The sequence below is a fragment of the Francisella halioticida genome (genome assembly GCF_002211785.1).
GTDB lineage: Bacteria > Pseudomonadota > Gammaproteobacteria > Francisellales > Francisellaceae > Francisella > Francisella halioticida.
Window position 1 is genome coordinate 2,057,893 of the sequence record NZ_CP022132.1, and the last position, 16,564, is coordinate 2,074,456.

Genomic DNA, 16,564 nt, shown 5'->3' on the forward strand with positions numbered 1-16,564 from the left:
TAATGATTAAACTTTATATAACGTCTGTAACCTGGGAAAGAACACCTAGAAGAAGCATAGGCATAATACCTAAGAATAATAAAACTAAGCCATTCACACTTAATGCAACAAGAGTTAATAAAGACGCTTCTACTTTACGATCATTTTCAGGCTCATCAAAGTACATAGTTTTAATAACTCTAACATAATAGAATGATGCTATCACAGCCATCATCAACACAAAGCATGCTAAAATATAGTTACCATCATTTATTAACCCCATCACAACAAATAGCTTAGCTATAAAACCACCAAATGGAGGAATACCAGCCATTGAGAATAAAACTATAAGTAGAATAAACGACAACCAAGAATTTTTTGTATTAAAGCCTTTCAGATCTCTTAAAGTTTGCACTTCATAACCACCAACACTAATAGTTGTAAGCACACCAAAAGCTGCTAAGGCAGTAAATACATAAACAATCACATAGAAGCTTGCTGTAGTTAATGCATATCCTTGAGGATTTAATGTTGTAGCTAAAAGTACAAAACCTATTTGTGAAACTGTTGAGTATCCAAGCAGCCTCTTTATATTAGTTTGTGATAAAGCAACTAAACTACCAAAAAATATTGATAATATACCAATTACTTTAAATAAATACACCCAAGAGTCTTTTAATGAAGGAAAGCCTACAAAAAGAATATTCACAAGCATAGCAAAAGCTGCTACCTTAGGAATAGTCGCAACAATATTAGCTACTGCATTTGGTGCGCCCTGATAAACATCAGGTAGCCACATATGAAATGGAAATGCTCCAAGCTTAAATAAGAATGTTGCAATCATCATTACTAAACAAACAAGTAAAAATTTCTGCTCCAAACCTGTGAAGTTATTCTGTGCTAAAGCATGAGCTATTCCTGAAATATCTAGCTGACCTGTAATTCCATAAACAAATGACATACCAAATAGTAAAAGAGCTGAAGCAATCGCTCCTAATACAAAGTATTTAATGGCAGCTTCTAAGCCCTCACCTGAATTTCTATAAATGGCTATTAAAGCATACAAAGGTAGTGATAAAAGTTCTAAACCGACATATATAGTTATTAAACTATGTGCTGCTGTTAGAACCATCGCCCCTAATATACACAACATTAAAAGGGTATAAAAATCACCATCAGATATTTTCCTATCTCTAACATAGTCTCTTGAGTACAACGCAACAAACAGAGATAAAACTAATATAGTAATTTGTAAGGTATAAGCAAAACCACTAAATACAACCTGTCCTTCAAACACAGATCCACTTGACTGAAGCAAGTAGATTTTAGCAAATGTTGCTATAAGAGCTAACACTGCGAATACTTGGAAAAATATATAATTTATATTTCTTATTTTTCCATGTAAGAATAATCCTGAAAACATTATAGCAATAATACCAACAGCTAATAATATTTCCGGTAATATGTAAAGTATTGATAAATTCATAATCAAAACACCACCTTATAGAGATAAACCAACAATATTTGCCGATGCAGCAGCAGAAAGATGCAATATCGGCTCTGGATAGAAACCAAACAATAAAGTCGGCACCGCTAACAATATAAATACAAACAACTCCATCTTATTCAAATCTGTAAGATTAGCTACTTGCGTAGATATGACTTCTCCAAAGAAAACTCTCTTATACATCCATAGTGTATATATAGGTGCTATTATCAGAGTTAAACCTGCAATCAAGGCTATTAAAGGAGAATATTGAAATACTGCCAATAGAATCATAAACTCTCCAACAAAACCACTTGTACCAGGTAGGCCAACATTAGCCATACAAAAAAGTAAGAAAAACGTTGCAAATATAGGCATAGTTTTAGCCACACCAGAAAAATCCGAAATCTGCCTTGTATGCATTCTTAAATATAAATAACCGATACCTATAAACATTCCCCCTGATGAAAACGCATGGGCTATCATTTGAAATACAGCACCTTGAATAGCAAGCTGTGCATGAGTAGTTCCTAGAACCGTGTTTGCATTTTTTAAAATAAAGATTGAGAATAAACCAAGAGTAACAAGCCCCATATGTGAGATTGATGAGTATGCGATCAGCCTTTTTACATCTGTTTGAGCTACAGCAACTATACCAACATATACTATAGCGATCAAAGATAATATAATTAAAGCATACTCTAAAGATGCCGTAACTTCTGACAACATAGGAATAGCAAACCTCAAGAAACCATATGCACCTAACTTAAGCATCAAAGCCGCAAGGATAACAGAACCACCCGCAGGAGCCTCTGAGTGAGCATCTGGCAACCACGAATGGAATGGCCACATTGGAATTTTAACTGCAAATGCCAAGAAAAATGCTCCAAAAACAAGCCACTGTGCAGTAAGGGTAAAATTAACACCATTTGCTAATGCTTGAGAGTGTGTTGCCCAAGCAATAAAGTTCTGAATAGAATAAGTATCAGCACTTACTAAAATATCAGAAGGTGACTCCGCTACCTTTGTCTGTATATATAGTATGGCAGCCAGCAAAAATACCGAACCAAAGAAGGTATACATGAAATATTTAACAGCAGCATATGCTTTGTTCTTACCACCCCAAATACCAATACCAAGACACGTTGGAATAAGTAGTGCCTCCCAGAAGACATAGAACAATATCGAGTCTGTCGCACAGAAAACACCATTTGTTAGACCACACGTAATTAAAAATATTGCCATGTACTGCCTAATTTTAGTCGTAATTGATGTCCACGCAGCCAACACAATTACTAATGTCGCAAAACATGTCAAAACTATAAACAATACTGAAAAGCCACCAACACCAAGTCCATAATAAACATCATGCATACCAAAAACTTTGAACCACGTAACAGATTCCTGAAACTGCATAGCAGAACTACCATAATCAAAAGCTGTTACTAGCGGCACACATAGCACTAAAGTTAAACAGCTAAATACTAACGCAACCCAGCGTGCAGCATCTCCATTCAACTCTTTAGTTTTTGTTGCTAAGACAACAAAGCCACCAACAATTGGTAGCCAAATTATCAAACTTAATAAATAATTTCCTAAATTCATAATACAAATTTACCCCTAACCTGCCTAAACTAAAATCAGCAAAACCATAAATAACAATACACCTATCATCAACACAAATGCATAGTCAAACAGATATCCACGTTGGATCTTTCTAAAACTATCACCTGTATGATAAATTAAGTTAGATGTGCCTTGTACAACTGCCTTATCTATAATGAATATATCTATAGCTTTCCATAAAAAATTACTAATAGCTAAGAAAATAGCTACGAAAACAACATCATATAATGCATCGATAAAATATTTTTTAACCAAAATATGGTAAACAATTCCAATTCCAGATTTTGTACTAGCTAAAGCTCTTGGAATACTTGGGATCCATATATGTAGTACATATGATAATACTAAAGCACTTATAGCTAACCAAAAAGGCACAGTTGAAACTGAATGCTTAATAAAAGTAAATGCATTTAAAGTACTAGGCTCACTCGCTAAATCAGCTGTAACAGACATTCCATGCAATCCAGCTTGAGTATATGAGCTTATCGTATTACCAAACAGCCCGTGACTTTGCGACAATATACTAGTAAAGAAATACTCTCCAATAAAGGCAGAAGGTATAGCCAGTAATATTAGAGGTATCAATATACTTAAAGAAGATTCTTTAAGGTGTGATTTTTCTTCATCAGACATCCTCTCTTTACCATGAAAGACTAAGAAAAACATTCTGAATATATAAAAAGATGTTACAAATGCACATGCCAACACCATATAGTAGGCAAACTGATGGCCAAATACTGTTGTTGTATGGGCTGCCTCAATAATTAAATCTTTAGAGAAGAAACCAGAGAATGGAGGCAATGCTGCAAGCGCCCATGCACCTATAAACATACATAAGTAAGTTATAGGCATATATTTTCTTAAACCTCCCATTCTACGAATATCTTGCTCATGATGCATTGCAATAATTACAGAACCAGCTGCTAAGAATAACAATGCTTTAAACATTGCGTGAGTCATAAGGTGGAACATACCAATTGAAAATGCCCCAGCACCTTGTGCAACCATCATATAACCAAGTTGCGATAATGTACAGTATGCAATAACTCTCTTAATGTCTGTTTGTACAATAGCAATTAAGCCCATAAACAAACATGTAATTGCCCCTATAATAAGCACAAAACTCAAAGCAGCTTCAGATAAAACAAACATTGGAGAAAGTCTAGCAACCATAAACACACCTGCGGTAACCATTGTTGCAGCATGTATTAGCGCTGAAATTGGTGTAGGACCTTCCATCGATCCTTCTAGCCAAGAATGTAGTGGAAATTGTGCAGATTTACCCATCGCTCCGATAAATAAAAGTACACATATTAAAGTAACTGGGCTAAAACTAATTCCTAAAAAGTGTACAACCTGAGTATTATCAATATTAGGTAAAGCCGCAAAAACAGTTGTATAATCAACTGATCCTGTATACAGAATAACAGCTCCTACACCTAGCAAGAAACCTAAATCACCTATTCTGTTTACAATAAAAGCTCTTAAACTTGCTATATTAGCACTATCTCTATTAAAGTAAAAACCTATTAATAAATACGAGAATAAGCCAACACCTTCCCAACCAAAGAATAAAAGTAGAAAATTGTTACCCATGACCAAACATAGCATTGCAAAAGTAAAGCCAGAAATATAAGAGAAAAATCTCGCATACCCTTCTTCACCTTTCATATAACCAATAGAGTAAATATGTACTAGTGTTGATACAAACGTTACAATCAGCATCATATATACTGTGATTCTGTTTACAGTAAAACCAACATCAAAAGAAAACATATTTGAGACTGGGGCCCACTGATAGTAGCTAACACTATAGACTTCAGAACCACCAAATACACCGTAAGCTAAAATCACACTAAGAACAAAAGAAAGTCCACATAAAGTAATTGTGAAAAAATTAACACCTGAATTTTTAACAGATTTGCCACCAAAACCAGCAATTATTGCTCCTAGTAAAGGTGCTAAAACTATAACCGCGATTAATACAGCTGCTAGTTGATTACTTATTATCATAGCTTGATTAACCTCTCAGTGTATTAAGTTTACTTAAATCAATAGTTTTACGTTTTCTTGATATTGCAACAACAATAGCTAAACCTATTGCTGTTTCAGCGGCTGCTACTGCCATTATAAAGAACACAAAAACTCCTCCCATAGCCTGATGATGCATATTAGCAAATATCAAAAAATTCGTATTGACTGCTAAAAGCATTAGCTCTATAGACATAAGAAGTATAAGGATGCTTCTCCTATTTATAATAATGCCCGCAACACTTATAACAAATAGAATTGTACTGAAAATCAACCCATCTGTAACTGAAACTGAGATACTACTGCCCATCTTTCGCACCCTCTTTATTACTTGGTATTTTTACCATAGTTAGACGATCTTTCGCCCTAACCTTAACCTGTTTAGCTGGATTAACTGATTTATTATCCTTACGCTTTGGTCGTAACGTTAATGTTATTGCCGCAGTCATTGCTGCTAACAATATAAAATCTATAAGTTCAAACACATATAAGTTATTTTTATTAAACATAGTTGAACCTATTATTTTTACACCACCAACTCCACCTTGCATACTAGAACTTGCAAATACGTGTGTTACAGCATAACTAATAATCGTTGCAAATATAGCACAAACAATTATGGCTGCTAAAGCGTAAAAAAACCTACCTACTCTTCCTTCTTTCTCAACATGTAGATCTAACATAAATACTACAAATAAGAACATTACCAACACTGCGCCAACATAAACAACTATAAGCAATAATGCTAAATATACCTGTTGTAGAATAATCCAAACAGCTGCAGTAAATATGAATATAAAAATCATAGCAATTACAGAGTTAACTGGGTTATTCCCCAACACTAATACTAAAGCAGAAATAATAGCTAACGATGCAAAAATATAAAATAAAATATCTGTCACAATCATTTTCTTACCTAAAATCCTTATCTTGCAGTCTATCAGCAGCTATTTGCGACTCATACTTATCCCCTACAGCAAGAAGCTTAGCTTTTGTCATAATATTCTCACCACGCTCTTCAAAATGGTATTCCAAAATGCTTGTCTCAACAATTGAATCAACAGGACAAGACTCTTCACAATAACCGCAAAAAATACACTTAAACAAGTCTATCTCATAGCTAGATGTTCTACGTGAGCCATCCTCTCTTTCTGTTGAGTTAATTGTAATCGCCAAAGCAGGACAAACAACTTCACATAGCTTACACGCAATACATCTCTCCTCACCATTCTCATAACGTCTAAGGGCATGCAAACCTCTAAATCTATTTGATATTGGCGTCTTTTCATCCGGATACTGTACAGTAACCTTGCGCGTAAAAAAGTGCTTTCCTGTTACTTTAAGACCTTTTAGAAGCTCCCACAGTAAAAAGGTTTTAAAAAAATTCGTTACATTTCTCATATCACTATCCTTTTACCACCAAGGCCCTAAGCCAAATCTAACCATACAAGCAACAACTACGACCCAAACAAATGTTAAAGGTATAAATATTTTCCAACCTAGACGCATAATCTGATCATATCTATATCTAGGATATGTAGCTCTCACCCATAAAAACATAAACATAAACATACCAGTTTTACCAAATAACCAAATAACACCAGGTACAAAACTAAATATATGCTCTAAAGGAGTTGCTTGGAATGGCGAATTCCAACCACCTAAAAATAAAATAGATGTCAAAATGCTTATTAAAATCATATTTGCATATTCAGCTAAGAAGAATAAAGCAAACCTAGCACCTGTATATTCTATATGGTGTCCAGCAACAATTTCTGATTCGCCTTCTACAACATCAAAAGGAGCTCTATTTGTCTCAGCTATACCAGCGATAAAATATACAATAAACAGTGGAAACAATGGAATAAAGTACCAGTGCCATATACCACCAGTTTGAGCATCTATAATTCCTATAATTCCCATTGAACCTGCTGCAATCACAACACCTACAATAGAAAAACTCATAGCTAATTCATAAGATATAACTTGAGCGCCTGCTCTTAAAGCTCCAAATAACGAGTATTTATTATTTGACGCCCAGCCAGCTATTACAATTCCATAAATTGAAAATGAAGTCATTGCTAATATATACAACAAACCTAAATTCATGTTTGATAACACGACGCCTTTTGAGAAAGGAATAACTGCCCATGCTGCATATGCTGGTGCAAAAGCTAAAATTGGTGCGATAAAGAATAAATACTTATTTGAGTTATTCGGTATAATTATTTCTTTTAAAAAAAGCTTTAAAGCATCAAATATTGGCTGCAATAAACCAAATGAACCAACCCTATTAGGTCCAAGTCTATCTTGCATATATCCAATAACCTTCCTTTCTGCATAAGTATAGTATGCAACAACCAATATTAGAGGAATTATTATTAACAATGTATACAGTATCGTCCATAAAACATAGCCTATCATATTATACCTCCCCCTCTATTAGCTTAATATTCAGACTATCTCCAAGCATGAAATCCTTAAATAGACTTCTTGGAATCATAATATTTTTAGCCTGTAAACCTGCATCAACAACAACCTCCGGATTTATCTCATTATCAATATCATAAATCTTAACAGTTCCTGACTCAGTACTTAGACCTATATTTTCAGCCAACTCTTGAGAAATTCTCACTCCGACAAACCTCTTAGCATCTTTTGTTTGCTGTAGTGGCTCTGCTCTTCTTAGTAAACTGCTAGACCCATAAGTTGGATTAGACGCTAAAAATGCTATGTTTTTTTGGTAATCAAGATTAGCATTTAATATTTGAGTAACATGGTTTATAGATACTCTAGCTCGATTAGCATAAGCATCTTCAGAGATTTCATCTATAGAATCATATTCAAAACCTTCTAAGTTAAGAAGATTACCAACGACTCTTAACACTCTCCACAACTCTTTATTTTCAGCAAAAGGCTTAACAACTTGTTTAAAGTTTTTCTTGTTGCCAAACATATCAACAAAACTACCATTTGTTTCATAATGAGTTGCTATCGGAATAATTATATCTGATGTATCTTTAGTAAACTTATCTGCAAATGGAGTAAAGCTTACAACTATATCTATATCATCTAAAGCTTTTCTAAGCTTCTGCTCACCATACAAACTATCTTTAGCTAATTCAGTATGTGCTGTTAAAAGAAGTTTGGTGTTTGTTTGACCATTCAAACACTTGTAAGTACTAAATTTTGATTTAGATGAACTTAAAATTCTATCCGCGGCCACTGAGTTAACATTACTCGTTAAAACACCACCTTTAATGTTTGTAACTTTTTCTAAAACATCCAATACACAAAAAACTGTCTCAAAGCCATCTGAGTTAACGATATCTTGGCCAATAATTATTTTTGGATTCTCTGCAGCTATTATTTTATCAGCAGTTTCCCTTATCTCTGCTGCAGGATCAACTTTTCTTAATATTTCATCTAAATCACCATAAGGCAAGTTTGCTCTGACAAAAATTGCTTTAAGTAATGATAAAGCTATGTACTGAATATTATCTGCAGCTAGTCTAACCTGCTTAATATCATAGTTAAAACTATAATCACAAACATTCCAAGCAACAACACTCGCACTATTTTTTTCAACAGCATCTTTAACTGCTAAGTTAACTAATGGATATTCCTTCCTGATATTTGAGCCAAACACTAATATGAAGTCACTATTTCTAATATCATCTAAAGAACAGCTAAGGCCTTTACCAGAACTAATTCCCGAAATATCAGCATATTGCCTAACACGAGCATCTATATTCTTTGAGCCTACAGAAGCTAGTAATTTTTTCATCAAAAACATTTCTTCTGATGATGAAGCTTCAGACATAATAGCTGAAATAGCATCAACCCCATCTTTTTCTTTAGTTTTTTCAATAGCTACTTTAACAAAATCAAGAGCTTCTTCCCAAGACACATTAGACCAGCCACCTGACTTTTTAATCATTGGCTGCTGAATTCTTTCTTGACTATACAATCCAGCATATTCAAATCTATCTCTATCAGAGATCCATGTTCCTGTTGTCTCATTCTCTCTGGGGACAACTCTAACTAATTTATTTTGATAAACATGAGCATTTATTTCCGTTGCCAAAGCATCGCCTGCTGAAATCGATGGATATTGCTTAAGCTCCCAAGCCCTTGCTTTAAATCTAAAAGGTTTTGATGTAAGAGCTCCAACTGGACATAAGTCAATTACATTTCCAGATATTTCTGAGTCAACCATGTCACCAGAAACATAAGTACTAATGGAAGAATGGTCTCCTCTTCCCATAACACCTAATTCTTTAACTCCAGCAACTTCCTCGCCAAAACGAACACAGCGCGTACATAAAATACACCTTGTCATATCTGTTGCTACCAATGAGCCTAAATCAGGATCTTCAACAGCTCTTTTTGTTTCAACATACTCAGAAGCTGTTTTACCATAACCCATAGCAATATCTTGGAGTTCACACTCACCACCTTGGTCACATATAGGACAATCTAGAGGATGATTTATTAGTAAAAACTCCATCATGTCTTTCTGCATTTTTAGTGCTGTTTCTGAACGAGTTTTCACTTTCATTCCATCCATAATAGGAGTTGCGCAAGCTGGAGATGCACGTCTGGCACCATCAACATCAACTAAGCACATTCTACAGTTAGCAGCTATGGATAACTTCTTATGATAGCAAAACCTTGGAATGTAAATACCATTATCATCTGCAACTTCTATAATTGACTGATTAGGTAAAGCTTCATAATTTTTACCATCAATCTCTATATTTATTTTCTTGGACTCTTTATTGTCTGACACAAAACTACCTCAATCAACTATTGATCCACTATACTTTTACCACTATTCTCAATCATATAGACAAATTCATCTCTAAATTTATTTATATAACTTTGCACCGGCCATGCAGCTGCATCACCTAAACCACAAATACTATTTCCTTCAATATTAGTCGCCACTCTTACAAGATTATCTATATCTTCTGGCTTACCTTCTCCAGCAACAATTCTATGTAATGTACGAGCCAACCAGCCAGTACCTTCTCTACATGGAGTACACTGACCACAGGACTCTTCATGATAAAAATCTGCTAACCTAGCTAAAGTCCTTACCATACAAGTAGTTTCATCTAAAACTACAACTCCTCCAGAACCTAGCATTGAGCCTGCTTCACCTATAGATTCATAATCCATATTAACCTGCATCATTTCATCGCCAGTTAAGATCTTCGAAGAACTTCCCCCAGGAATCACTGCTTTTAGCTTATGACCATTACGTACGCCTCCGCACATCTCTAACAATTCTTTAAAAGACATCCCTAAGCTAATCTCAACAACTCTTTGCTTTTGAACATGTCCAGAAACACAAAATAGTTTTGTACCACCACTTTTTTTAGTACCCAATTTTTTAAACCACTCGCCCCCATGCTGTAATATCGTGGGAACAGAAGCGTAAGTTTCTGTGTTATTTATATTTGTTGGCCTACCATATAAACCTACAAAGGCCGGAAATGGAGGCTTAAATCTTGGACGTCCTTTCTTCCCTTCTAAAGAGTTTAGAAGAGCAGTCTCTTCTCCACATATATATGCACCAGCACCAACAGCAGAATATAAATCAAATGAAATACCTGATGATTTAATATTAGAACCTAATATACCTGCTTGATATGCTTCTATAAGGGCATCCTCAAATTTCCTTATCGGCTCATAAAATTCTCCTCTTGTATAATTATACCCAGCTGTAGCACCAACCACATAGCCAGCAATAGCCATACCTTCTATAAGCTGATGAGGATTTCTTCTAAGAATTTCTCTATCTTTACAAGTTCCTGGTTCACCCTCATCTGAGTTACAAACCACATATTTTTGTCCAGGCGTATTACGTGGCATAAAGCTCCACTTTAATCCGGTAGGAAATCCTGCACCACCTCTACCTCTAAGCCCAGATATTTTTAACTCTTCTATTATCTGTTCAGGAGTAATCTTTTCAGTTAACACCCTATTCCAATAAGAATAACCTCCTACAGATAAGTAAGACTCTAAGCTATGTGACTCACTTAAATGTAGAGTTCGAAAACAAACTTCATTAGCCATTTACAACTACTCCAAAGAATCAATAAGTTGATTCACCTTTTCTATAGTCAAATTTTCATAAAAAACTTTATCCACCTCAAGCATCGGTGAACCACAGCACGCACCCTGGCACTCTACTTCCTTTAGAGTTATACGTCCATCTTTTGTCGTCTGGCCAGGTTTGATACTAAGCTTTTTCTCAATATGCTTTAAAATATCATATGCCCCATTTAACATACACGAAACATTAGTGCAAAGGTTTAACTTGTGCCTGCCAACCGATTTTAAATCATACATACAATAAAATGTGGCAACCTCATAAACATCAACTTTGCTAACCTGTATATATTCTGCTAAAGCTGTTTGCAATTCATCAGTTAAGAAACCACCATTTTGATCTTGTAAAATATGCAACCCTTCTAAAATAGCAGATCTTCTTTGATCTGCTGGAAACTTACTTAAAACTCTATCAATATCTTCTCTCGCTTGAAGCGATATTAAATCTACTAAAGACATCCTTCCTCTACCTATCCACATCACCAAACACAACATCTATCGTTGAGATAATTGCTGGAGCATCCGCCAGCATATGTCCCGCCAATAACTCATCCATTGCACTAATATTTGCAAACCCAGGAGCTCTCATTTTTAACCTATACGGTTTATTCGCACCATCAGACTTTATATACACTCCAAATTCACCCTTAGGATGTTCAGTCCCAACATAAACTTCTCCTTCTGGTGTACAATAACCTTCTGAAAAAAGCTTAAAGTGATGAATCAACTCTTCCATATTATTCTTCATTGCATTTCTTGTTGGGGGGGCAACTTTATGATCATTTGAAAGCACAGGACCAGGATTAGCCCTCAACCAATCAACACATTGTTTCATAATCTTGTTTGACTCACGCATTTCAGCCATCCTAACAAGATATCTATCATAACAATCACCATTTGCGCCAACAGGAATATCAAAGTCTAACTTATCATAAACTTCATAAGGTTGGGATTTTCTAAGATCCCAAGCGACTCCGCTACCTCTAAGCATAGGGCCTGTAAAACCAAGTTCTTTAGATCTCTCAGCAGTCACAACACCAATATCAACTGTTCTCTGCTTCCATAGCCTATTATCTGTTAAAAGAGTATCAATCTCATCAAGAGATTTTTCAAAATCAACAACAAAAGAATCTAAAAAATCTAACATACTACCTTGTCTATTAGCATTTATCTTTTTAGTCTTCCTTTTACTAGTAAATCTAGTTTGCTTATACTGAGGCATTTTTGTTGGCAGATCTCGAGCCACGCCACCTGGTCTAAAATATGCTGCATGCATACGTGCCCCAGAAACAGCTTCATAACAGTCAAACAAATCTTCTCTGACTCTAAAAGCATACAAAAAAACTGTCATCGCACCCAAATCAATACCACAAGCAGCAACCCATAGAAGATGGTTAAGAATCCTTGTCATTTCAGCAAATAATACTCGAATATACTGACCTCTTTCTGGCACCTCTAACTCAAGTAGCTTCTCTATCGCCATAACATAGGCATGTTCATTACACATCATAGATACATAATCTAACCTATCCATATAACCTATGCTTTGATTATATGGTTTGTATTCAGCAAGCTTTTCTGTACCTCTATGCAACAATCCCACATGCGGATCTGCTCGAACAACATTCTCACCATCAAGCTCTAAAATAAGCCTAAGAACACCATGTGCTGCCGGGTGAACTGGACCAAAATTCAACGTATAATTCTTATACTCTGCCATATTATAAATCCACAGTTTTATTAATTACGAACAACTCTTGGGGCATTCACTCTGTTATCAATTTCTACAGGCTCATACACAACTTTTCCAAGATTCTCATCGTAGCGCATTTCAACATATCCAGTCTGAGGAAAATCTTTTCTTAAAGGATGACCAACAAAACCATAATCTGTTAGCACCCTTCTTAAATCTGGATGGTCATTGAAATAGATTCCGAACATATCATAAACCTCTCTTTCAGCCCAATTAGCCGAAGGCCAAAGATCACTAACAGATTCTATCAGAATAATTTGAGAGTCTTTCAGCTTACACTTAACTCTAACGCGAGTATTATTTGCCATACTTAACAACTGATAAACAATTTCAAACCTATTTACAACATCAGTAGTCTCAAAACCTTGCTGACGTGCTCTTGAAAAACCTTGCTGCGACACAATTTTACCAATCTGCCAATCAGACTGACCATAAGTCAAATAATCAACGGCTGTCACATCAGTTAGCTGCTCAAAGGAATATCCTTTTTTGAGTTTCTTAAGAACAATATGAATATCTCTTTGATCTTTTACAACAACTGTAATCTCATCATAAGCAATATAGCTTTTAACACCTAAACCATCTAGAACTTTACCTAAGTTATCAAAATGATCCTGTAAAGAAACGCTCACCACTACTTCCTCGCTATAGTATTTGTTCTAATAATTTTATTTTGCAGTTGTATAATCCCATAAACTAAAGCCTCAGCAGTTGGAGGACATCCTGGAACGTAGATATCAACGGGAACAATTCTATCACAACCTCTAACAACAGAATAAGAGTAGTGATAATAGCCACCACCATTTGCACATGAACCCATAGAAATCACCCACTTAGGATCTGGCATTTGATCATATACTTGTCGTAGTGCTGGCGCCATCTTATTACATAGAGTCCCAGCAACAATAAGCACGTCAGACTGTCTTGGGGATGGCCTAAAAACAATGCCAAACCTATCCAAATCATATCTTGCCGCTCCTGCGTGCATCATCTCAACAGCACAACATGCCAAACCTGTTGTAACAGGCCAAAGAGATCCAGTTCGCACCCAGTTTATAAGCGCATCTGCACTTGCTGTTATGAATCCTTTATTTTCATTACCTATTCCCATTCTAAAGCTCCTTTCTTCCAGGCATATATCAACCCTAAAAACAGCACTGCCAAAAATATAATCATTGCCACAAACGCATGCCCTGAAATAGCTGGATGACCAGCGCTAGCCCTTAAATTTATTCCCCAAGGAATAATAAATGCCAGTTCCAAATCAAAAACCAAAAAAAGTACAGCAATCAGATAGAATCTAACATCTAGCTTTTCTCTTGCATCACCAAATGTTGGGAACCCACATTCAAATGTTTCACCCTTTGTTTCTCCTGGATTGTTCGCGCCAACAATAGTAGACAATACCTTACCCACTATTGCAAAAGCGGCACCCAAACCAAAGGCAATAATAAGAAATATCAAAATTGGAGCAAATTGCTCATAAACACTAATAACCATAGAAGGATTTTATAAATATAATTAGTAAGCCAATGATAGCATAATTAACCCCCAAGTACAAAGCTAGAAGAGTATTTACAGCAGATGTATCATTAAAAGATTCAGGCAACACATTAACTTAATATATAATTCACAAAATACTAACTTATGGCTAAAATAACTCTATTAATAACATTTTAACCAAATACGCTACCTAAAATACGTTTTAATATTTGCATTAATGGTAAGAACTATGTCAAAATTCATTCTAAGAAATAGTCAAAGTCAGAAAAGTAAAAAATGAATTCTAAAAATTTTGATCTAAAAAAGTTTGGCTTTAAAGTCACCCAGCCTCGTTTGGAAATATTAAAACTATTTGAAGAAAATCTTGATAAGCACTTTAGTACCGATGATATATTTTCTGAACTTAAATCTCAAGGAAGTGGTACAGGCATCGCAACTGTATATAGAGTTCTTGGACAGTTTGAATCAGCTGGAATAATAAGTCGGCTTAAGTTAGACAATGATCAAGTTATGTATGAACTAAATCAAGGAAGTCATCATGATCACATAATATGTATCGAATGCAATGAAATTCAAGAGTTCTACAATGAAGAAATAGAAAAACTTCAAAAACAAATCGCTGCATCATTTGGCGCAGAGTTAATAGATCATAGTTTAAACCTTTATACCAAATGTAAATCTTGCAGGAAAAAATGATTTTCGTTTGATTTGTTTAAAATAACTCCTTATACACTTTTTCTAAGAAGTTATCATTGTCACTTAATAAATATAAACTTTTTCCAGTAGCACCATACCCTGACAGTTTAACATTTAAAGAGCCTAATCTATCTAAAATATTACTTAACAGTCGTGGTATTTTATCCAAACTATTCCCAACGACTGTTGTTAAAAATAAATTATGCTCTAAAGTTATTTCCACCTCTTTTAATTGCGCTAAATCTTTAAGTATTAATTTCTCTATGACACTATCAGGCTGAGTAATAACAAAAGAAAAAATTATCTTTGTTAAGTTTACTATATCTACCTTTACATCATATTTTTTTTAAGACTAAAAATACTTGATCAATTAGTCCTGCTACATTCTGATTCAGAGATTTCACATTGATTAAAGTTTGTTTTCCTCGTTCAGTAATAGCCTTAATCATACTTCTTTTATCACTTTTACCATTATCTATATATGTACCTCCTTTTTCAGGACAAAAGGTAGAGCCAACAAATACTTTTGTATTACTTCTCAGTACAGGAAATAGTGTATCAGGATGCAGAACTTTTGCACCAAAACTAGCCAATTCAATAGCCTCTTCAAAATTTATCCTTTCTATTATCTGTGATTTAGGTACAAGCTTTGGATCTGCTTGGTAAATACCTGTGACATCTGTCCAAATATACAACATATGTGCTTTGATAGCTTCAGCTACAAGAGCCGCTGAATAATCACTTCCACCTCTACCCAAAACGGTTGTCTCGCTCTTACTATTTGAACTAACAAAACCTTCAAGGACAAGTATTTTACTGGTATTTTCTAGATATTTTTTTGCTTGGCTAGCAATATCTTCAATAACTGGTCTTGCTTTAATATAACAGCCCTGTGTTTTTATAATTTTTTTCGCATCAATATATTCTTAATCTATATTATTTTTCTTCAAAATTTGATTAAAAACATACGCCGAAACTCTCTCACCAAAAGCCAGTATCGGCGCATGTAATTTTAGATTTTTTGATCTAGATTGGTACAGCATCTGACACAGAACATCTAGCTCATTAAATAAAGAGTTTATATAGCAATCTACGCTGCCAACATAGTCAACTAATGGATCTACAATATCATGTAATTTCAAAATGATTTCTCTATAATTACTGGCACCACTATTTAAAAGTTTCTCAAGCAAATCAGTAACTCCTGCCTGAGCGCTTACCACAATAATTCCTATATCATTATTTTTTTACTATATTCACGCATTTTTGTATTGCAGAAACATTTCCTACACTGGTTCCTCCAAACTTTGCAACATTAGTCTTTTTTTTCATAAGATTATTTTTTTGTAATTAATGATTGCATTTAAATA

Annotated in this window: 18 protein-coding genes; 1 reads left to right on the plus strand and 17 read right to left on the minus strand. The window is 34.8% G+C overall.

Annotation, left to right across the window (positions count from 1 at the left end; genetic code table 11):
* Positions 1–13: 13 nt before the first annotated feature.
* Genes CDV26_RS10950 through ndhC form a run of 14 tightly spaced genes read right to left on the minus strand, consistent with a single transcriptional unit; the run spans position 14 to position 14,495 of the window.
* A complete protein-coding gene (locus tag CDV26_RS10950) occupies positions 14–1,465 on the minus strand; it encodes an NADH-quinone oxidoreductase subunit N (RefSeq protein WP_088773291.1) in 1,452 nt (483 codons plus the stop codon).
* A 15-nt stretch (positions 1,466–1,480) separates the two neighbouring features.
* Entirely contained in the window at positions 1,481–3,070 is a 1,590-nt protein-coding gene (locus CDV26_RS10955; protein WP_088773292.1) for a complex I subunit 4 family protein, read from the minus strand.
* A 24-nt stretch (positions 3,071–3,094) separates the two neighbouring features.
* Positions 3,095–5,104, minus strand: coding sequence for an NADH-quinone oxidoreductase subunit L (gene nuoL, locus CDV26_RS10960; protein WP_088773293.1), 2,010 nt, complete (start codon positions 5,102–5,104; stop codon positions 3,095–3,097).
* A 7-nt stretch (positions 5,105–5,111) separates the two neighbouring features.
* Positions 5,112–5,432, minus strand: coding sequence for an NADH-quinone oxidoreductase subunit NuoK (gene nuoK / locus CDV26_RS10965; protein ID WP_088773294.1), 321 nt, complete (start codon positions 5,430–5,432; stop codon positions 5,112–5,114).
* Positions 5,422–6,030, minus strand: a complete 609-nt coding sequence (locus CDV26_RS10970) for an NADH-quinone oxidoreductase subunit J (protein WP_088773295.1) — start codon at positions 6,028–6,030, stop codon at positions 5,422–5,424. Before CDV26_RS10970 ends, nuoK begins: the two co-directional genes overlap by 11 nt.
* A gap of 4 nt (positions 6,031–6,034) precedes the next feature.
* Positions 6,035–6,523, minus strand: coding sequence for an NADH-quinone oxidoreductase subunit NuoI (nuoI, locus tag CDV26_RS10975; RefSeq protein ID WP_088773296.1), 489 nt, complete (start codon positions 6,521–6,523; stop codon positions 6,035–6,037).
* A gap of 12 nt (positions 6,524–6,535) precedes the next feature.
* Positions 6,536–7,546: an NADH-quinone oxidoreductase subunit NuoH gene (gene nuoH, locus CDV26_RS10980; RefSeq protein ID WP_088773297.1), complete on the minus strand. Its 1,011-nt coding sequence runs from the start codon at positions 7,544–7,546 to the stop codon at positions 6,536–6,538.
* A 1-nt stretch (position 7,547) separates the two neighbouring features.
* Positions 7,548–9,914 carry an NADH-quinone oxidoreductase subunit NuoG gene (gene nuoG / locus CDV26_RS10985; RefSeq protein ID WP_088773298.1) on the minus strand — a complete coding sequence of 789 codons (2,367 nt, stop codon included), beginning with the start codon at positions 9,912–9,914 and terminating at the stop codon, positions 7,548–7,550.
* A 17-nt stretch (positions 9,915–9,931) separates the two neighbouring features.
* Entirely contained in the window at positions 9,932–11,206 is a 1,275-nt protein-coding gene (gene nuoF / locus CDV26_RS10990) for an NADH-quinone oxidoreductase subunit NuoF (protein WP_088773299.1), read from the minus strand.
* Positions 11,207–11,212: 6 nt separating this feature from the next.
* On the minus strand, positions 11,213–11,701 hold the full coding sequence (gene nuoE, locus CDV26_RS10995) for an NADH-quinone oxidoreductase subunit NuoE (RefSeq protein WP_088773300.1): 489 nt from the start codon (positions 11,699–11,701) through the stop codon (positions 11,213–11,215).
* A gap of 7 nt (positions 11,702–11,708) precedes the next feature.
* Positions 11,709–12,962 carry an NADH-quinone oxidoreductase subunit D gene (locus CDV26_RS11000; protein WP_088773301.1) on the minus strand — a complete coding sequence of 418 codons (1,254 nt, stop codon included), beginning with the start codon at positions 12,960–12,962 and terminating at the stop codon, positions 11,709–11,711.
* Between the two features lie 20 nt (positions 12,963–12,982).
* Positions 12,983–13,627, minus strand: a complete 645-nt coding sequence (locus tag CDV26_RS11005) for an NADH-quinone oxidoreductase subunit C (RefSeq protein ID WP_088773302.1) — start codon at positions 13,625–13,627, stop codon at positions 12,983–12,985.
* Between the two features lie 2 nt (positions 13,628–13,629).
* Positions 13,630–14,106 (minus strand): NuoB/complex I 20 kDa subunit family protein, encoded by a 477-nt coding sequence (locus tag CDV26_RS11010; protein ID WP_088773303.1) that lies wholly within the window; start codon positions 14,104–14,106, stop codon positions 13,630–13,632.
* The gene (ndhC, locus tag CDV26_RS11015; protein WP_088773304.1) at positions 14,097–14,495 is read right to left on the minus strand and encodes an NADH-quinone oxidoreductase subunit A; all 399 of its coding nucleotides are present in this window, start codon (positions 14,493–14,495) and stop codon (positions 14,097–14,099) included. The genes CDV26_RS11010 and ndhC overlap by 10 nt, the downstream gene beginning before the upstream one ends.
* A gap of 279 nt (positions 14,496–14,774) precedes the next feature.
* On the opposite strand from ndhC, the gene CDV26_RS11020 reads away from it, so the two are divergent.
* On the plus strand, positions 14,775–15,194 hold the full coding sequence (locus tag CDV26_RS11020) for a Fur family transcriptional regulator (protein ID WP_088773305.1): 420 nt from the start codon (positions 14,775–14,777) through the stop codon (positions 15,192–15,194).
* A gap of 16 nt (positions 15,195–15,210) precedes the next feature.
* On the opposite strand, the gene CDV26_RS13365 is transcribed toward CDV26_RS11020, so the two are convergent.
* The 3 genes from CDV26_RS13365 to CDV26_RS13375 all read right to left on the minus strand — a co-directional run bounded on the left by CDV26_RS13365 (position 15,211) and on the right by CDV26_RS13375 (position 16,417).
* The gene (locus tag CDV26_RS13365) at positions 15,211–15,417 is read right to left on the minus strand and encodes a hypothetical protein (protein WP_245806452.1); all 207 of its coding nucleotides are present in this window, start codon (positions 15,415–15,417) and stop codon (positions 15,211–15,213) included.
* Positions 15,418–15,529: 112 nt separating this feature from the next.
* Positions 15,530–16,114, minus strand: coding sequence for an amino acid kinase family protein (locus CDV26_RS13370; RefSeq protein WP_338029177.1), 585 nt, complete (start codon positions 16,112–16,114; stop codon positions 15,530–15,532).
* A gap of 6 nt (positions 16,115–16,120) precedes the next feature.
* On the minus strand, positions 16,121–16,417 hold the full coding sequence (locus tag CDV26_RS13375; protein WP_245806453.1) for an amino acid kinase family protein: 297 nt from the start codon (positions 16,415–16,417) through the stop codon (positions 16,121–16,123).
* Positions 16,418–16,564 lie beyond the last annotated feature (147 nt).

What these genes read in the sequence shown, in the direction of transcription:
- CDV26_RS11000 (WP_088773301.1), bottom strand. Translation starts at nt 12,962, where the DNA reads ATGGCAGAGTATAAGAATTATACGTTGAATTTTGGTCCAGTTCACCCG.
- nuoK (WP_088773294.1), bottom strand. Translation starts at nt 5,432, where the DNA reads ATGGGCAGTAGTATCTCAGTTTCAGTTACAGATGGGTTGATTTTCAGT.
- nuoL (WP_088773293.1), bottom strand. Translation starts at nt 5,104, where the DNA reads ATGATAATAAGTAATCAACTAGCAGCTGTATTAATCGCGGTTATAGTT.
- nuoI (WP_088773296.1), bottom strand. Translation starts at nt 6,523, where the DNA reads ATGAGAAATGTAACGAATTTTTTTAAAACCTTTTTACTGTGGGAGCTT.
- CDV26_RS10955 (WP_088773292.1), bottom strand. Translation starts at nt 3,070, where the DNA reads ATGAATTTAGGAAATTATTTATTAAGTTTGATAATTTGGCTACCAATT.
- ndhC (WP_088773304.1), bottom strand. Translation starts at nt 14,495, where the DNA reads ATGGTTATTAGTGTTTATGAGCAATTTGCTCCAATTTTGATATTTCTT.
- nuoF (WP_088773299.1), bottom strand. Translation starts at nt 11,206, where the DNA reads ATGGCTAATGAAGTTTGTTTTCGAACTCTACATTTAAGTGAGTCACAT.
- CDV26_RS11020 (WP_088773305.1), top strand. Translation starts at nt 14,775, where the DNA reads ATGAATTCTAAAAATTTTGATCTAAAAAAGTTTGGCTTTAAAGTCACC.
- CDV26_RS10970 (WP_088773295.1), bottom strand. Translation starts at nt 6,030, where the DNA reads ATGATTGTGACAGATATTTTATTTTATATTTTTGCATCGTTAGCTATT.
- CDV26_RS10950 (WP_088773291.1), bottom strand. Translation starts at nt 1,465, where the DNA reads ATGAATTTATCAATACTTTACATATTACCGGAAATATTATTAGCTGTT.
- nuoH (WP_088773297.1), bottom strand. Translation starts at nt 7,546, where the DNA reads ATGATAGGCTATGTTTTATGGACGATACTGTATACATTGTTAATAATA.
- CDV26_RS11010 (WP_088773303.1), bottom strand. Translation starts at nt 14,106, where the DNA reads ATGGGAATAGGTAATGAAAATAAAGGATTCATAACAGCAAGTGCAGAT.
- nuoE (WP_088773300.1), bottom strand. Translation starts at nt 11,701, where the DNA reads ATGTCTTTAGTAGATTTAATATCGCTTCAAGCGAGAGAAGATATTGAT.